The 17,335-nt window shown below is 65.0% G+C and carries 13 protein-coding genes, 1 tRNA gene, 3 rRNA genes and 1 pseudogene; 9 read left to right on the top strand and 9 right to left on the bottom strand.

Going from position 1 to position 17,335, the window contains the following annotated elements:
• Positions 1 to 192 precede the first annotated feature (192 nt).
• From C463_RS08595 to C463_RS08575, 5 genes are all read left to right on the top strand, one after another.
• Positions 193 to 1,752, top strand: a 16S ribosomal RNA gene (locus C463_RS08595).
• A 248-nt stretch (positions 1,753 to 2,000) separates the two neighbouring features.
• Positions 2,001 to 2,072 (top strand) — tRNA-Ala (locus C463_RS08590).
• Positions 2,073 to 2,348: 276 nt separating this feature from the next.
• Positions 2,349 to 5,351 (top strand): 23S ribosomal RNA (locus C463_RS08585).
• 134 nt (positions 5,352 to 5,485) lie between these two features.
• Positions 5,486 to 5,607: ribosomal RNA gene (gene rrf, locus C463_RS08580) — 5S ribosomal RNA — on the top strand.
• The 16S, 23S and 5S rRNA genes sit together here with 1 tRNA gene alongside, the layout of an rRNA operon.
• A gap of 386 nt (positions 5,608 to 5,993) precedes the next feature.
• Positions 5,994 to 6,839, top strand: coding sequence for a hypothetical protein (locus C463_RS08575; protein WP_008442798.1), 846 nt, complete (start codon positions 5,994 to 5,996; stop codon positions 6,837 to 6,839).
• Positions 6,840 to 6,865: 26 nt separating this feature from the next.
• Here the strand turns inward: C463_RS08575 and C463_RS08570 are convergent, their stop codons facing one another.
• On the bottom strand, positions 6,866 to 7,168 hold the full coding sequence (locus tag C463_RS08570; protein WP_008442797.1) for a hypothetical protein: 303 nt from the start codon (positions 7,166 to 7,168) through the stop codon (positions 6,866 to 6,868).
• Positions 7,169 to 7,305: 137 nt separating this feature from the next.
• On the opposite strand from C463_RS08570, the gene C463_RS08565 reads away from it, so the two are divergent.
• Both C463_RS08565 and C463_RS08560 read left to right on the top strand, forming a co-directional pair.
• A complete protein-coding gene (locus C463_RS08565) occupies positions 7,306 to 8,193 on the top strand; it encodes a DMT family transporter (protein WP_008442794.1) in 888 nt (295 codons plus the stop codon).
• A gap of 60 nt (positions 8,194 to 8,253) precedes the next feature.
• The gene (locus tag C463_RS08560) at positions 8,254 to 9,831 is read left to right on the top strand and encodes a sensor histidine kinase (RefSeq protein ID WP_008442791.1); all 1,578 of its coding nucleotides are present in this window, start codon (positions 8,254 to 8,256) and stop codon (positions 9,829 to 9,831) included.
• A 41-nt stretch (positions 9,832 to 9,872) separates the two neighbouring features.
• Here the strand turns inward: C463_RS08560 and C463_RS08555 are convergent, their stop codons facing one another.
• On the bottom strand, positions 9,873 to 10,373 hold the full coding sequence (locus C463_RS08555) for an SRPBCC family protein (protein WP_049905714.1): 501 nt from the start codon (positions 10,371 to 10,373) through the stop codon (positions 9,873 to 9,875).
• Between the two features lie 92 nt (positions 10,374 to 10,465).
• Here C463_RS08555 and C463_RS08550 point away from each other — a divergent pair, with 92 nt between their 5' ends.
• The gene (locus C463_RS08550) at positions 10,466 to 11,392 is read left to right on the top strand and encodes a DNA-3-methyladenine glycosylase family protein (protein WP_008442789.1); all 927 of its coding nucleotides are present in this window, start codon (positions 10,466 to 10,468) and stop codon (positions 11,390 to 11,392) included.
• A 117-nt stretch (positions 11,393 to 11,509) separates the two neighbouring features.
• The gene (locus C463_RS08545) at positions 11,510 to 11,929 is read left to right on the top strand and encodes a DUF555 domain-containing protein (RefSeq protein ID WP_008442788.1); all 420 of its coding nucleotides are present in this window, start codon (positions 11,510 to 11,512) and stop codon (positions 11,927 to 11,929) included.
• A gap of 63 nt (positions 11,930 to 11,992) precedes the next feature.
• On the opposite strand, the gene C463_RS08540 is transcribed toward C463_RS08545, so the two are convergent.
• From C463_RS08540 to C463_RS08510, 7 genes and pseudogenes are all read right to left on the bottom strand, one after another.
• Complete coding sequence (locus C463_RS08540; RefSeq protein WP_004598519.1) at positions 11,993 to 12,226, bottom strand: UPF0058 family protein; 234 nt, start codon at positions 12,224 to 12,226, stop codon at positions 11,993 to 11,995.
• 268 nt (positions 12,227 to 12,494) lie between these two features.
• Positions 12,495 to 12,674 carry a DUF7836 family putative zinc-binding protein gene (locus C463_RS08535; protein WP_008442787.1) on the bottom strand — a complete coding sequence of 60 codons (180 nt, stop codon included), beginning with the start codon at positions 12,672 to 12,674 and terminating at the stop codon, positions 12,495 to 12,497.
• A 127-nt stretch (positions 12,675 to 12,801) separates the two neighbouring features.
• Positions 12,802 to 13,957, bottom strand: a pseudogene (locus C463_RS08530) (transcription initiation factor IIB).
• Between the two features lie 295 nt (positions 13,958 to 14,252).
• Positions 14,253 to 15,083 carry a fumarylacetoacetate hydrolase family protein gene (locus C463_RS08525; RefSeq protein WP_008442784.1) on the bottom strand — a complete coding sequence of 277 codons (831 nt, stop codon included), beginning with the start codon at positions 15,081 to 15,083 and terminating at the stop codon, positions 14,253 to 14,255.
• A 24-nt stretch (positions 15,084 to 15,107) separates the two neighbouring features.
• The gene (locus tag C463_RS08520) at positions 15,108 to 15,458 is read right to left on the bottom strand and encodes a cupin domain-containing protein (RefSeq protein ID WP_008442783.1); all 351 of its coding nucleotides are present in this window, start codon (positions 15,456 to 15,458) and stop codon (positions 15,108 to 15,110) included.
• Positions 15,455 to 16,243, bottom strand: a complete 789-nt coding sequence (locus C463_RS08515; RefSeq protein ID WP_008442781.1) for an SDR family oxidoreductase — start codon at positions 16,241 to 16,243, stop codon at positions 15,455 to 15,457. Before C463_RS08515 ends, C463_RS08520 begins: the two co-directional genes overlap by 4 nt.
• A 118-nt stretch (positions 16,244 to 16,361) precedes the next feature.
• A complete protein-coding gene (locus C463_RS08510) occupies positions 16,362 to 17,318 on the bottom strand; it encodes a mechanosensitive ion channel family protein (RefSeq protein ID WP_008442779.1) in 957 nt (318 codons plus the stop codon).
• Positions 17,319 to 17,335 lie beyond the last annotated feature (17 nt).

The following is a 17,335-nucleotide window of genomic DNA, read 5'->3' as shown; positions in this document are numbered from 1 at the left end:
GATGAGGATCACGCCCCCTGCGCTCCGGCGTAAGCGGTGATCTGATGTGAGCCGTGGTCGTTCGGTGCCATCCAAGCCGCTGGGTAAACCGGACACCACACAGACCAATGCAATGGTGTGTCAACCCTCTTCACCGAGATTGACACCCGCCAACACCCCCTTCGAGCCGGGAATCAGGCTCGAAGGATACTCATTCCGGTTGATCCTGCCGGAGGCCATTGCTATTGGGATCCGATTTAGCCATGCTAGTTGTACGAGTTCAGACTCGTAGCGAATAGCTCAGTAACACGTGGCCAAACTACCCTTCGGAACACAATACCCTCGGGAAACTGAGGCCAATAGTGTATACCGTACCACCACTGGAATGAGTGGTACGCCAAACGCTCCGGCNCCCTTCGGAACACAATACCCTCGGGAAACTGAGGCCAATAGTGTATACCGTACCACCACTGGAATGAGTGGTACGCCAAACGCTCCGGCGCCGAAGGATGTGGCTGCGGCCGATTAGGTAGACGGTGGGGTAACGGCCCACCGTGCCAATAATCGGTATGGGTCATGAGAGTGAGAACCCAGAGACGGAATCTGAGACAAGATTCCGGGCCCTACGGGGCGCAGCAGGCGCGAAACCTTTACACTGCACGACAGTGCGATAGGGGGATCCCAAGTGCACAGGCATAGCGCCTGTGCTTTTCGGTACCCTAAGGCGGTACCAGAATAAGGGCTGGGCAAGACCGGTGCCAGCCGCCGCGGTAATACCGGCAGCCCAAGTGATGGCCGATCTTATTGGGCCTAAAGCGTCCGTAGCTGGCCGCGCAAGTCCATCGGGAAATCCACCTGCTCAACAGGTGGGCGCCCGGTAGAAACTGCGTGGCTTGGGACCGGAAGGCGCGACGGGTACGTCCGGGGTAGGAGTGAAATCCCGTAATCCTGGACGGACCGCCGATGGCGAAAGCACGTCGCGAGAACGGATCCGACAGTGAGGGACGAAAGCCAGGGTCTCGAACCGGATTAGATACCCGGGTAGTCCTGGCCGTAAACAATGTCTGCTAGGTGTGGCTCCCACTACGAGTGGGTGCTGTGCCGTAGGGAAGCCGCTAAGCAGACCGCCTGGGAAGTACGTCCGCAAGGATGAAACTTAAAGGAATTGGCGGGGGAGCACTACAACCGGAGGAGCCTGCGGTTTAATTGGACTCAACGCCGGACATCTCACCAGCATCGACTGTGGTAATGACGATCAGGTTGATGACCTTATCCGAGCCTCAGAGAGGAGGTGCATGGCCGCCGTCAGCTCGTACCGTGAGGCGTCCTGTTAAGTCAGGCAACGAGCGAGACCCGCACCCTTACTTGCCAGCAGTACCGCGAGGTAGCTGGGGACAGTAGGGGGACCGCCGTGGCTAACACGGAGGAAGGAACGGGCAACGGTAGGTCAGTATGCCCCGAATGTGCTGGGCAACACGCGGGCTACAATGGTCGAGACAAAGGGTTCCTACTCCGAAAGGAGACGGTAATCTCAGAAACTCGATCGTAGTTCGGATTGTGGGCTGCAACTCGCCCACATGAAGCTGGATTCGGTAGTAATCGCGTGTCACAAGCGCGCGGTGAATACGTCCCTGCTCCTTGCACACACCGCCCGTCAAAGCACCCGAGTGAGGTCCGGATGAGGCGTACCTCGTACGTCGAATCTGGGCTTCGCAAGGGGGCTTAAGTCGTAACAAGGTAGCCGTAGGGGAATCTGCGGCTGGATCACCTCCACCGACCCGAGACCTCCCTCTGGGAGGCTCACCTTAGACCGTCACCACGACGGTCACTACTCATTCGCATTGGACTGTATTGTCCGCCACCCNGACCCGAGACCTCCCTCTGGGAGGCTCACCTTAGACCGTCACCACGACGGTCACTACTCATTCGCATTGGACTGTATTGTCCGCCACCCACCGGCTTGGACACCTCAGAACGACCACGGCCCACACAACACACCAGACCTTCCCCACAGGGAAGGTGGGCTCATAGCTCAGCGGTAGAGTGCCTCCCTTGCAAGGAGGATGCCCTGGGTTCGAATCCCAGTGAGTCCATGTCCGTTCGGTCCGAATCCATCCCCTTATATGGGAGACGCAACTCGGATCGAACACGACGACCGATGCACCATCCCGGGAAACCGCGGATGGGAAGGGTTCGACGAACGCCCCGTCACCCCCGGGGCGATTCAATGACAACCGTGTATACGTGCGATCCAGACGTCCACTGAACTCATCCGAGTTCGTGGAACGTCAGTGAACCATATACAGTCGGAATACTCGTTAGAGTATTTCTGACACCGTCAACGACTCTCCTTCGAGAGTCAGTTGACACACTACTGGCTACTGTGCCAGCTGGTGAATGGCTCGGCTCGAGAGCCGACGACGGACGTGCCAAGCTGCGAAAAGCTCGTGGGACCCGCATGGAGGGAAAGAACACGAGATCTCCCAATCGGAATCCGTTCAACAATTGCCACGCGCAATAGGGAACGCCCTGAATTGAAACATCTCAGTAAGGGCAGGAAAAGAACGCAACAGCGATGTCGTCAGTAACCGCGAGTAAACGCGACACAGCCCAAACCGAAGGTCTTCGGACCAATGTGGTGTTCGGGTTGACAATCAAAACGCGACACTCTCTCAGAAGTCTCCTGGAACGGAGCGTGAAACAGGGTGACAACCCCGTATGAGAGAACAGTACCGTTGGCGTCAAATCCAGAGTAGCAGGGGGCGGATATCCTCTGTGAACATCTCAGGCATCCCCTGAGAAGGCTAAACACTCCTCGAGACCGATAGCGAACAAGTAGCGTGAGCGAACGCTGAAAAGCCCCCCGAGAAGGGCGGTGCAATAGGGCCTGAAATCAGCTGGCGATCGAGCGACAGGGCGTACAAGGCGATTCTCAAAACGACCGAGGAGCGATCCTCCAGTAGGAAGAGAATCGAGCCGGCGTCGTGTCGTGCGTTTTGAAAAACGACCCAGGGAGTGCACTTGATTGGCGAGTCTAACCCGTGAACCGGGGAAGGCGCAGGGAAACCGATACGGCCGCAGCATTGCGAGGGCCACCGTGTTCAAGCGCGGGGAGTCAATTGGGTGCGACCCGAAACCAGGCGATCTACGCGCGAGCAAGGTGAAGCGTGGCGAAAGCCACGTGGAGGCCTGTTAGAGTTGGTGTTCTACAATACCCTCTCGTGACTCGTGTGTAGGGGTGAAAGGCCCATCGAGCCTGGCAACAGCTGGTTCCAACCGAAACATGTCGAAGCATGACCTCATCAGAGGTAGCCCGCGGGGTAGAGCTACCGATTGGATGACCCGCCTCCGAGAGGAGTCGGCCATCCTGTCGAACTCCAAACCCGCAGGCGCCGTAGACGATGGGAGTCCGGTGCGCGGGGTAAGCCTGNCCCGCCTCCGAGAGGAGTCGGCCATCCTGTCGAACTCCAAACCCGCAGGCGCCGTAGACGATGGGAGTCCGGTGCGCGGGGTAAGCCTGTGTACCGTGAGGGGAACAACCCAGAGCCGGGTTAAGGTCCCAAAGTGTAGATTAAGTGCGATTCGAAGGTGGTCTCAAGCCCTAAACAGCCGGGAGGTGAGCTTAGAAGCAGCTACCCGCTAAGAAAAGCGTAACAGCTTACCGGCCGAGGTTTGAGGCGCCCAAAATGATCGGGGCTCAAATCTACCACCGAGACCTGGCCGTGCCCTTGACAGGGGCAACCGCGTAGGTTGGCGTACTGGTCGGACGGAAGCCCGGGCGAGAGCTCGTGTGGACCGTCCAGTAACGACAATCCTGGTCACAGTAGCAGCGATAGTCGGGTGAGAACCTCGACGGCCTGAAGAGCAAGGGTTCCTCGGCCCTGCCGTTCAGCCGAGGGTTAGCCGGTCCTAAGGTGTACCACAACCTGACTACACCGACGGGAAGCTGGTTAATATTCCAGCGCCATCGTGCAGTAAACGCCGACGCCGTGTGGAACGCTGAGCCGGGCATTCGCCCGGTCGAATCGTGGAACCTCGTGGACGCCGTCACGGCACGAAGCGAGAGAAGCGCGAAACAGCGAAAGTCAGCCGTACACAGGGCCCGTGAAAAGGCAAGCACGATGTCCGTACCGAGATCCGACACAGGTGCTCTGCCAGCGCAAGGCAAGGCCTGTCGGGAGAACCGACGTTAGGGAATTCGGCAAGTTAGTCCCGTACCTTCGGAAGAAGGGATGCCTGCTCTCTGAGGAGCAGGTCGCAGTGACTCGGGCGCTCCGACTGTCTAGTAACAACACAGGTGACCGCAAATCCGCAAGGACTCGTACGGTCACTGAATCCTGCCCAGTGCGGGTATCTGAACACCTCGTACAAGAGGACGAAGGACCCGTCAACGGCGGGGGGAACTATGACCCTCTTAAGGTAGCGTAGTACCTTGCCGCTTCAGTAGCGGCTTGCATGAATGGATAAACGAGAGCGCCACTGTCCCAACGTTGGACCCGGTGAACTGTACGTTCCAGTGCGGAGTCTGGAGACCCCCAAGGGGAAGCGAAGACCCTATAGAGCTTTACTGCAGGCTGTCGCTGAGACGTGGTCGCCGATGTGCAGCATAGGTAGGAGACGCTACACAGGTACGTGCGCTAGCACGCCACCGAGTCAACACTGAAATACTACCCGTCGGTGACTGCGACTCTCACTCCGGGAGGAGTACACCGGTAGCCGGGCAGTTTGACTGGGGCGGTACGCGCTCGAAAAGATATCGAGCGCGCCCGAAGATCATCTCAGCCGGGTCAGGAATCCGGCGAAGAGCGCAAGAGCAAAAGATGGTCTGACAGTGTTCTTCCCAACGAGGAACGCTGACGCGAAAGCGTGGTCTAGCGAACCTACGAGGTTCCGGAATGGGACCCGTAGATGACAGAAAAGCTACCTTAGGGATAACAGAGTCGTCACTCGCAAGAGCACATATCGACCGAGTGGCTTGCTACCTCGATGTCGGTTCCCTCCATCCTGCCCGTGCAGACGCGGGCAAGGGNGAGGTTGTTCGCCTATTAAAGGAGGTCGTGAGCTGGGTTTAGACCGTCGTGAGACAGGTCGGCTGCTATCTATTGGGGGTGTGAGGTACCTGACGTGAACGAACGTATAGTACGAGAGGAACTACGTTTGGTCGCCACTGGTGTATCGGTTGTCCGGAAGGGCAGATGCCGAGTAGCCACGCGACACGGGGTAAGAGCTGAACGCATCTAAGCTCGAAACCCACATGGAAAAGAGGTACCGTTGAGGTCACTCGTAGAAGACGAGTTCGATAGACTCGGGGTGTACGCACCGAGGCAACGAGGTGTTAAGCCCACGAGAACTAACAGACCAAGCCACATTCATTGGCGCTGACGCGCCACGACTCGCATGAGTTCAGGCGGTAACTGGATCGCACGATATACACGGTTGGTATCGAACCAGACCGACACAGGCGTCTCTCAGTAGAGAGTCTCGGTTCAACTCCGAGAGTCGGCATGAAGGCGGCCAGAGCGGTGGGGAAACCCCCGTACCCATTCCGAACACGGAAGTTAAGCCCACCAGCGTACCGTGAAGTACTGGAGTGAGCGATCCTCTGGGAACCACGGGTCGCCGCCTACCCACTCATCGGGAGACTACTCCCAGTTTAGCCCACGGACATCGCGTCCGTGGGCTTTTTTTCATATCCAACGAGCCGCCGCGCTCGCATCCGACCGCNCATCGGGAGACTACTCCCAGTTTAGCCCACGGACATCGCGTCCGTGGGCTTTTTTTCATATCCAACGAGCCGCCGCGCTCGCATCCGACCGCGTGCGGCCGCGATCGGTGACGGACGCACGCCCGTCGCGAACGGTAGTAGTCCGAGATAGCGGCAGCGCTATCGGGACCCAAAGTGCGGGGAAGCCGGACGAACGGTGTCCGGTCGGCGATCCGCTCACCGAGACCCATATCAGTACTAATAGTTTCATGGGTAAGTTTATCACTTTTCTCGCTGAAGTCAACCCATAATGGACGGATCGAACAACACGGTACGGCTGTGCTGCGGCGATCCCCCGCCGGTTCACGACGAGGGGTCATCGGACCGCGTCGTGTCTGTGTTGTTCGGCACTGACGTCGAGGCGTGGCGGAACGGTTGGAATCGAACGCCCGGCGGGCCGCCGAGTCGGGAGGCGGTCGTGGACGTGAACGACATCGTCCGGAGTGGAGCCGCCGCGTCGACGCAGGTGATGCCGAACAGCGGAGTTGCGCACATGGTGATCGGCCGAGACACGGAGCGCGAGCGGGTGTTCGACGCCGTCGCCGACCATTTCGACGGCGCGCCGTCGGGGACGGTTGACGTGTTCGTCGATGACCTCGCACAGGTCGCCGTTCGGAACGGTGTCGACTCGGCGGTTACGTTCGCGGAGCGCCTCATCGAGCGCTTCCGGGGACGAGCGAGTCGGATCAGGATAGGGTGTTCTATCGAGGGGCCTGCGGAGCTGCTTTCACGGGTCGGGGGGAGCATGGACGCCGTCCGTGCCGTTGATCCGGACACGATGGCGGCGGTCGAACGACTCTCCGGCGACGACCCCACGACCTTCGGATACGTCCGTCGCCACTGGGTCGAGGCCAAGCGCGGCATCGAGACGTGCGACCGGAACTACCCACAGTCGAAACAGGTCCACGCCGCGCTGACCGAACCGGAGACGACACCGCGGACGCTGGGTGCGACTCTGTCGGGACTCGTCACGCTCGGCGCGCTGGAGACGTGGGGGGACACCGTGGGACCGACCCGATACGACCTCACAGCGTACCGGCCGGAGCGGACGTGGGCGGTCGGCGCCGCGCTCGAAGCGGGCGTCTCCGAGGAGTGAAAGAGACGCCGCGCTGACGCGGTTCGTCAGTCGGTCGGATCGTGCTGCGCCTCGGACGCAGCGATGCGGTTGAGGTCGGCCTCCACTACCGTGCCATCCGGTTCGAGCGTCACGCTCCCGAGGGTGGCGGTCTCACCGGTGTCGTACCGCGAGGCGACGGCCTCCAGGGTCGGGCGGCGGTCGAGTCGCTCCCACACGGCCTCCGCGACGAGCGACTGGAACGTCTCGGGGTCGGTCCATCCGGCGTCGATGTCGGAAGGGACGCCGACAACGACTCGGAGCTCCGTCTCGGCGACGCGGATGCCGACGCCGAACGTGTCCGCACACATGTGCGGTCATTCGCGCCGGGGTGTGAAATCTCCGTCGGCGTCGTTTGTCGGGAGAGAGCGAGAGGGGCACCTCGCGCCCCGACGGGGCGGCTCTCGAAACCCGTAAGCGCACGCCGGTCGAACGATCACGAGATCCGATGAGTTCGAAGCCGGCGGTGTCGCCGAAGGTGGGGCTGGCGGCCGCGGTCGCCGCGGTGAGCGCGGGCGCGATTCTCGTCCGCCTGAGCGACGCGCCGAGCTCGGTCGCCGCGTTCTACCGAGTGCTGTTCACGACCCTGCCGCTGGCCGCGATAGCGGCGTGGCGGTACCGCGACGAGTTCGTGCGGATCCGGTCTTGCGACCTCGCGTTCGCGGTGCTGTCCGGGGTTGCGCTCGCGGTCCACTTCGCGGCCTGGTTCGAGAGCCTCCGGTGGACGAGCGTCGCCGCGAGCGTGACGCTCGTTCAGGCGCAACCGGTGTTCGTCTCGATCGGTGCGTGGCTGCTGTTGCGCGAACGCGTCACGCGTCGGATGGCCGCGGGTATCGCGGTCGCCGTCGGCGGGATGGCGTCGATGTCGCTCGGCGACTTCCTCGGCGGCGTGGCGGTCGGTCCCCGTCCGCTGTACGGCAACGCGCTGGCGCTCGCGAGCGCCGTCGCCGCCGCGGGCTACGTGCTGGCCGGTCGCTCGTTGCGCCAGCGTATCTCGCTGATTCCCTACGTCACCGTCGTGTACGGCGTCTGCGTGGTCGTTCTGCTCGCGTTCGTCCTCGCCGCGGGACATCCCCTCACGGGATATACCGCCCGGGAGTGGCTCCTCTTCGCCGGGCTCGCGGTCGGGCCGGGACTGCTCGGTCACACCGTTCTCAACTGGGCGCTCGCGCATCTCGAGTCGAGCGTCGTCTCCGTCTCGTTGCTCGGCGAACCGGTCGGGGCGACGCTGCTCGCGGCCGCGTTGCTGTCGGAGACGCCGACGCCGGCGACGGTCGCGGGCGGGTGCGTCGTCCTCGCCGGTATCTACGTCACCGCGAAAGCGACTCCGACGTAGCGTTTTCAGCGCCGATATTTGGGGATGAACGTTGAAGCCGCCTGAACGAGTGAACTAGATATGGACCGGCGAACAGTTGTCGCGTTCGTGGGGGAGGACCCGAGCGCGAGCGAACGCGTGTCCCGCGCGGTCGACGCCGTTTGGGGCGGCCCGAGGGGACCGGAACTCCGCACGTTCGTCCCGTCGGATCTGGACGGTGACCGGGGCGGCGAGGATCCGCTGAACGGCACGTGCGGCGTCGTCGTCACCGCTGCGGCCGCGACCGACGACGCGGTGGCGGAGCGGCTCGCGGCGCTCCCATCGAACGTGCCGGTAATCGCGCTCGTCGAGGGCGCGACGACGGCGACCTTCCGATCCCTGTTAGCGGCCGGCGTGGACGACGTCGTCGACGCGGACGGCTGGGAATCGACTACCGGCGGGGTCGACGCGTCCCACCCGCTCGCCGAGCGTCTCGCGAGCCGGCTGAACCCCGATCGCGTCCGACTCGGTGACGACGATGTCGCCCGCCTCGCCGACGTGTTACTCGACGCCGGAACGACGCTGATGAGCACCCGCACCGATGAGGTCGGGACGAAAATCGAGTGGACGATGCAGAACGTCGGCGAACACGCCAAGCTCGATCGGATCGTCTGTTACCGGGAGGACGACGGGCAGTTCGTCCCCGCGTACGGTTGGTATCCCAACGGGCCCGAGCCGGAATCGAGGCCATTCGAGGAGTTCCCCGACCCCGAACAGCTGTCGATGTTCGGCAACGTCGCGCGCGGTTCGGTCCCTCCCGGGGATGCGGACGGCGGGGGCGACGAGATCCGGAGCGCGGAACCACCGGCGACGGTTCACGTCCCGCTCGTCGTCGACTGGGAGCTGAGCGGAGTCGTCGCGTTCGAGTCCGACGACCCCCGCGCCTGGACGGACGACGAGGTTGGCCTGTACCGCACCCTCGGCGATCTGATCGCGCACACCACCGCGCGCAACGACCGCAGAAAGGCGCTCCGACGCCAGGCGGAACAGCTGGAACAGTTCAGCGCGGTCGTCTCGCACGACCTGCGGAACCCCCTGAACGTGATCTCCGGCTACCTGTCGCTCTCCGAGGACGAACTCACCCCGGCGCGGTACGACGCCATGAGCGGCGCGGTCGACCGCATGGAGACGCTGATCGACGACCTGCTCATGCTCGCGCGGCGCGGCGAAGCGATCGGCGAGACCGAGCCGGTCCCGATCGCGGCCGTCGCGGAGGAGGCGTGGGGGTCGGTGCGCGCGCCCGACGCGACGCTCACGGTCACCGAGGGGATCGGTCGCGTCGAGGCCGACCCGGGTCGGCTCCGACAGGCGCTGGAGAACCTCTTCCGGAACGCGATCGACCACGGCGGCTCGGAGGTATCGATAGAGGTCGGCCCGCTCACCACCGACGGCCGCGTCGGCGGGATGTACGTCGCGGACGACGGGCCGGGTATCCCGGTCGAACTCGCTGACGCGGTCTTCGATTCGGGCGTCTCGTCGGCCGACAGTTCGGGGATCGGACTGGCGATCGTCGACCGGATCGTCGACGCGCACGAGTGGGACATCGAGGCCCGAAACGACGACGGCGCCGTCTTCGAACTCACGTTCGGCGCGGACGCGACGCCGGTCGCGTCGACGTAATGTAGCGGTGGCTGTTCGACTCCCACGCCGCCGCCGCGTCGTCAGTTCTCGGCGAACCGCTCGACCGTCCGGCGGTGCCGGTCGCGGAACATCCCCTCGAACCCGACCTTTGCCGGCGGCCCGGCGAGGTCGCCGAGCGGTCCGAACGGGAGGCGGTAGTCGACGGTGTCGACGAGCAGGGTTTCGTCGCCGTCCGCGTAGAACGCGTGCGTGTGCTCCCAGCGTCGGAACGGGCCGCCCTCCATCTCGTCGACGAACCGGGCGGAGCGCTCGGGCGGCGTCGTTCCCTCGGGCTCGCGCTCGGCGATTCGGGAGGTCCACCGCTGCCGCGGGCCGGCCCCGAACGGTCTCATCGACATCTGTATCGTCGACCCGGCGACGAGGACCTCTGGGTCGGCCGCACCGTCCGGTCCCTCGACCCCGCCGATGCGGAGGCGCATCCAGTCGGGGGTGAGTTCCCGCAGTCCGTCGACCGTGGAGTGAAACTCCCACACGTCTTCGATCGGGGCCGGCACCCGAGTCGTCCGCCTGTACGTCGGCATACTCGCAGTACGAGTCGCGCGGACAAAAACCCGTCTTCGGCGGCGGTCCGGGACCGAAACCCGAATGCCTGCGCGCCTCCTGACCGAAGACGATGGAACGCGGGGCGATCGACGTCGGCGACTTGGCTGGACCGTTCGACCTACAGGCGACTCTCGAGAGCGGACAGAGCTACCTCTGGAACCGCGCGGACGGCGAGACGTACGCCGAACTCCACGCGCACGGCGGCGACGCGTGGTACGAGACTGTCGTCGACCCGATTCCCGGCGTGACGGACGAACGAGTCGCGGTCCGGGTCCGACAGGATGGCGGCGTTCACGACGGGACGCTCCGCTGGGAGGCGTCGACCGACGCGGAACCGCTGTTGACGCACCTGCTGCGGCTCGACGACGACCTCGACGCGATCCTCGACGCCACGCCGGACCTCCCGCTCTTGGAGCGGGCGCACGACGCCTACGAGGGGATGCGGCTGACCCGCGACCCGGTGTTCCCCTGTCTGATCTCCTTCATCTGTTCGGCGCAGATGCGGGTCGCCCGTATTCACGGGATGCAGCGACGGCTCCGGGAGACGTACGGCGACGCGGTCGCGCTCGGCGACGGGACGTACCGCGCCTTCCCGTCGCCTGAGCAGTTGGCCGCGCGCACCGAGGAGGAACTCCGCGACCTCTCTTTGGGCTACCGCGCGCCGTACGTCCAACGGACCGCGGAGATGGTCGCGAGCGGCGAGGCCGACCCGTTCGACGCGGCCGACCTCCCTTACGAGGAGGCCCGGGAGTCGCTCACGCGGTTCGTCGGCGTCGGCGACAAGGTCGCCGACTGTGTGCTGCTGTTCTCGCTGGGATTCCTCGAAGCGGTCCCGCTCGACACGTGGATCCGCACCACTATCGAGGAGTACTACCCCGACTGCGAACGTGGGAACTACGCCGAGACCTCCCGGGCGATCCGCGAGCGGCTCGGCGGAGAGTTCGCCGGCTACGCGCAGACGTACGTGTTCTACCATCTCCGCGCCGGCGGCGAGTGATCGGCGCCCGCGGGGGGGCGACCGGCCGGTCCGATCCCCGAGAGCTGATCGCCTCGGCGCTCGACGGCCAGCCGCAGCCGAAGTTTGATACTCGTTCGCGTGGTATCCACGCGCGTGATGGACTGTCGAGTCGTCGTCGAGGCCGCGGTTCCGGTGTACGACGTCGAAACCGCCGCCGAGGCGGTCCGGATCGCCATCTCGAAGACCGGCGAGATGCTCAACCCGGACCTCAACTACGTCGAGATCGACACCGGCACGCGGACGTCGCCGAGCGGCGAGCGGCTCAACCCGGCGTTCGTCGCGGCCGACGAGGCGCTCGTCGCCTTGGAGCTTCAGATGGACGTGTTCAACGTCGACCGCGGCGAACACGCCAGCCGCGTCGCGCGCAAGGAGATCGGCAAGCGGCTCAAAAACATCCCCCTCAAGGTGCTGTCGGTCACCGAGATCGATTCGGCGGAGAGCGACCCCACGGAGGAGTCTGGGGCCCCGGACGAGGCGTCCGAGTCTCTCGACGAGGGAAACGAAGACGGGTACTGAGCGGCGGCTGCGACGCCGGTCGTCGATCGTGCGGTCGGCGAGAAGCAGCGCGCAGTAAACGTCTCAGTCGGCCGTCGGGGCCAGCGGCTCCGATTCGGACGACTCCATCGGCTCGGTGATTCCCTCTGTCAGCTTGAAAACGGCCGCTTTGTGGTCGGTCTTCGATTTGTGAATCGATGTCGGCTTCACGCCCAGTTCCTCGTAGGCTTCGAGGTCAACGTCGTCGTCCCAGAACTCGCACTGTTTTCGTACCTCCGCGAGGAGACCGTGAAGATGGATGAGCTCCTGCTTCTTCATGAGTACCAGTCCTTTGCTACCGGAGGTTTATATTATTATCTTGAGTAACGTTACCACACTGTTCGCGTATTTCGCGAGTAGCGGGGCGGAGAAGTGGTTTCTCGATAGATCGATCAGGATCGTTTTCGGACGTTCGCGTGACACGCGAAACGAGCGAAGAGCATCGCTTCACAGTTCGATACGAGAAGGCCGTCACTACGCAGTCGTCGAATTCCCGATCGAGAGGGAACTCCGGCTGTCGGTCGGCGGCGGTTGCCCCCGCCGAGCGTCACTGGAACTGTCTGACCGCCTCGAGGTCGCGCTCCGTTCGCATGAACTCGGTCAGGCGGCGCGTCGCGTGACACGCCGAACAGCTGAAGTTAGATCGAAGCTCCTGAAGCTCGGCGGGATTGTCCTGCCACTCCTTGCCGCACTCCGGACAGACGAGTCTGACGAACGCGTCAACCATGTCACCCTGTACAGCCGGCCGCGTTAAAAACGTAGGTGCCGACGAGGATCCGGGCGCCGAGGCGACGTCCGCGCGTCGAACCGGCACGCGCCGGCGTCTGAGCGTCGAATCGGGATGTGGCGGCGGATCAGGCGCTCACGGTGCCGCTCGCTTCGAGCAGTTCCTTGTACCGGTTCCGGATGGTGACCTCCGAGACGTCGGCGACGTCGGACACTTGGCTCTGGGTCACCTTCTCGTTCGACAGCAGCGCCGCGGCGTAGACGGCGGCGGCGGCGAGTCCGACCGGCGACTTCCCGCTCGTGATCCCCGCGTTCGCGGCGTCATCGAGCAGTTCGCGGGCGCGGCGCTCGGTCTCCTCTGAGAGGTCGAGCCGCGAGACGAACCGCGGGACGTAGCTCGTCGGGTCCGCGGGCTGGACGCGGAGTCCGAGTTCGCGGACGACGTACCGGTACGTCCGGGTGAGTTCCATCTTCTCCACCCGAGAGACCGCCGTGAACTCGTCGAGGCTCCGGGGGTTCCCCACCTGCCGGGCGGCGGCGTACAGCGCCGCGGTCGCGACGCCCTCGATGGAGCGGCCGGGCAGGAGGTCCTCGCTCAGCGCGCGGCGGTAGATGACGGACGCCGTCTCGCGGACGTTGTCCGGAAGTCCGAGTGCCGAGGCCATCCGATCGATCTCGCCGAGCGCCTGCTTCAGGTTGCGCTCCTTGGAGTCGCGGGTGCGGAACCGCTCGTTCCACGTGCGCAGCCGCTGCATCNGCCATCCGATCGATCTCGCCGAGCGCCTGCTTCAGGTTGCGCTCCTTGGAGTCGCGGGTGCGGAACCGCTCGTTCCACGTGCGCAGCCGCTGCATCCGGCGTCGCTGTCGCCCCGACAGCGACTTGCCGTAGGCGTCTTTGTCCTGCCAGCCGATGTTCGTCGAGAGCCCCTTGTCGTGCATCATGTTCGTCGTCGGGGCACCAACTCGGGACTTGCTGTCCCGCTCGCTGGAGTTGAACGCGCGCCACTCCGGCCCGCGGTCGACCGAGTCCTCCTCGACGACCAGCCCGCAGTCGCTACAGACGGTCTCGCCGTGTTCCGTGTCTGTCGCGAGTCGACCGTCGCATTCGGGACAGGTCGTGGTCCGCTCCCGCTCGCTTTCCGTGCGCTCCTCGACGTCCGCCGATGTCTCTGCGGTCTCGTCAGCCCTCGTTCGCGTGCGCTCGCCGTTCGCGGATGCGCCACTCGGGTCCGCGAGCTGTTCTCGTTCCGTTCCGCCGTCGCTGTAGGTGTCTGTCTCTGTCATGGGTTTGCTCCGACGATCCCCCGACGAAAATACAGCGAGGTCCGCAATCGCCAGTCTGTTAACGTATAGTTAGTCGCTAAAGCAGATAAATCTGTCTATCTTTCGAGAAGGGTACCACCCACCGAAGACGCTCTAAAGGGCGATCAACGGCGTGGAGGGATAGTAAACAGCTTCTCACGGCCTCCGTCCATCGCGGTGAAGCGAGTGAACCCCGAGACGGACGACCGCATATATACTTCACTCTTGGAGTCCGTCCGAGGCGACGACGGATTCGCGACCGCAGGCGCCCGACGATTCAAGACCGGCGACCGGTCACCGACGCCGACACGGAGCCGATAGACTCGACGGTCCCGCGAACCTCGTCGCCGGGTTCGATCGGCGCCGCGCCGGGGGTGCCGGTGCTGAACAGGTCGCCCGGGCGCAGCGTCGATACCTCCGAGTGGAACGAGACGATGTCGGCCGGCGGAAACAGCATGTTCCGCACCTCGTTTTCGGCCGCGACCGCGCCGTTGACACGCGTCGACACCGTCGCGTCCGCGAGGTCGACCGGCCCGTCGGGCACCGCTATCGCCGGGCCGACGACGAGGAACGTGTCGTAGCTCTTCGCGCGCGTGAGGAACCGCGGGTTCCGCCGGAGCACGTCCTCGGCGGTCACGTCGATGACCGGCAGGTAGCCGGCGACGACGTCGCTCACGTCCGCGGTCGCGACTGACCGACACTCGCGACCCAACAGGACACCCAGCTCCGCCTCCGCGGTCACGCGCTCGCTCTGCTCGCTCGGCGGCAGCCGGATCGGGCCGCCGGGCCCCGTCAGGGCCGTCGCCGGCTTCATGAAGCTCGCCGGCTCCTCGGGACGCTCCTCGTCGAGGTCGCCGGCGTGGTCGGCGTAGTTGAGGCCGATCCCCCACAGCTTCCCGAACCGCTCCAGCGGCGGCCCGAACGTCAGGTCCTCGGTCGGCACGCGCTCGGCGGGCGCGTCGTCGACGCCCGGGAGGTCGCCCGTGGCCGCCAGCGGGAGCGCGTCGCGGACGCTGTTGGCTCTGGGATCCGCCGCCGAAAGCGGCACGTATCCCTCCTCGTCGCCGAGCAGCGCTCGGCCGGTCGCGGTGCGCGCGAGGTACTTCACGCGATCACCCCCGTCACGGTCGACTCACTCCTCCCGGTCCGTCCAGAAGTCGAACGAGCGCCCGGGCGCGAACACGTCGAGTCCGACCGACCGCTCGTCACCGGTGTTTTCGACCCGGTGGGGTTCGTTCGCCTCCAGGTAGACGGAGTCGTTCGGCCCGAGCGTCACCGATTCCCCCTCGTCCGTGACGACGGTCAGTTCTCCTTCGAGACAGAGGCACACCTGCTCGTTCTCGTGGTCGTGGAGCGGGGAGGAGTGGCCCGGCGGCTTCTCGAACCACTCGAACGAGAAGCGGTCGCTACCCGCCATCGCGACCCGTCGCCACCCGGCCTCCGGCTCGTACGTCTCGGCCTCGTCGAACCGGACCGACTTCATAGGTTCGACCCGGTTGCGCCGCCGTCGATCGGCAGCGCGGTGCCGTTGATGAACCCGGACTTCGGCGAGGAGAGGAACGCGACGGTGTCGCCGAGCTCCATCGGGTCGCCGATGCGTTCGAGGGGGTTGCCGGCCCACTCCGCGAGCCCCTCCTCGTAGGAGTCGTACTCGCCGCGCTCGACGGCGTCGTTCACGAGCTCCCGGATACGGGACGTCTCGTGGGGCCCGGGCAACACGGCGTTGGCTCGGATCTCCGGTGCGAACTCCTTCGAGAGCGTCTTCTCCAGCCCGATGACGCCCATCCGGACCGAGTTGGACAACACGAGGCTGTCGAGCGCCTCCTTCACGCTCCGGGAGGTGACGTTCACGATGGTGCCGCCGTCGCCCTCGCGGAGGTGCGGTTCTGCCGCGCGCGCGAGGCGGACGACGCTCATCACCAGCAGCTCGTACGCCTCCTCCCAGTCCTCGTCGTCGGTCTCTAAGAACGCCCCCGACGGCGGCCCGCCCGCACTGGTGACGAGGTGGTCGAGCCCGCCGAACTCGTCGACGGTCGTCTCGACGAGCGTCGAGACGTCGTCCGGCTCGGTGAGGTCGCCGGGTTGGGCGACGACGTCCCCGGTCGCGACCGCCTCGACCTCAGTCTTCGCCTCGGCCAGTCGATCCTCGTCGCGGCCGTTGATCACGACGTCGACGCCCTCCCGGGCGAGCGCCTTCGCCGATGCCTTCCCGAGCCCGCTCGATGACGCCGTGACGAGCGCCGAATTCCCCGCTATTTCGAGGTCCATACGGTAGCTGTGCGCGGTTACCGTGGAAAGCGTTTCCCCGGAGGCAATCCGCCGCCCGCGAGGCGCGGACTCGGTCCAGCCCTCCCCGACTCACGGGCTCCGACTCATCGACTCGGACTCACCGACTCCGGCTCACCGGGAACGCGACGCGGTCCGGGTTGTCGTTGAACCGTTCGAGGATCCGCTCGTACAGCCGGTTCTTCACGCGCTGCCCCCGTCGCGGGTGGGTGAGGTACCGCACGCGGAGTTCCCCCCACGACTCCTCCTGCCGGACGTTGACGCTCGGGCCGTCGTGGACCGCCAGCTCCACGGGCGTCTCCGCGAGCGCCTCGCGGTAGGCGGCGATCCCCTCGGCCATGTCTCGGCCGATCAGGTCGGTCGCCTCCTCGATCATCACCGAGCGCGCGAACTCCGGGTCGGTCTCGTACGCGACCTGAACGGACACCTCGTTCCAGACGTACGCCGACCCGCCGCCGACGAAGTTGACGACGTTCGACGAGAGGACGACGCTGTTCGGGACGGTGACCACCCGCCCGGAGGGCTGGTTCGTCGTCACCAGGTCGCCGTTGATCTCCCACAGCGTCGTCACGAGGACGTCGACGCCGATCACGTCGCCTTTCGCGTCGTCGATCTTGACCCGGTCGCCGACGCCGAACGGCTGCTTGACCGCGATGTACACCCACGCGATCAGCGACAGCAGGGGCTGCTGGAGCGCGAAGGTGATCGCGAACCCGATGACGCCGAGCGAGAAGAGGAGGCCGAGCCAGTTCTCCGTCGCCACCGCGAGCGTCGCCACGGTCCCGACGATCACGAACGCCAACCGGAGCAGGTTCCGAACGTTGTGCGCGCGGCGCTTGTTGGCCGATCGCGTCAACACCCGGATCGCGAGGAAATAGGTCCCGTACACCAGTCCCGCGACGGCCACGACGAGCAGCGTCCGGCCGACGACGGTCGACGCGGGGTACCCGCCGATCGGCGGCCAGTTCGCGAGCGCGTCGGTCGTGGTGGCGACCGTTCCCGCGACCCCGGCCAGCAGTCCGATCGCGATCGACGCGAGTCCGAGTGGACGTCTCACGCTCGTCGCTCGCGGGC

The sequence above is a fragment of the Halorubrum californiense DSM 19288 genome (assembly GCF_000336875.1).
In the GTDB taxonomy this organism is placed as follows: Archaea; Halobacteriota; Halobacteria; order Halobacteriales; family Haloferacaceae; genus Halorubrum; species Halorubrum californiense.
This window is presented reverse-complemented; position numbering and strand designations above follow the sequence as displayed.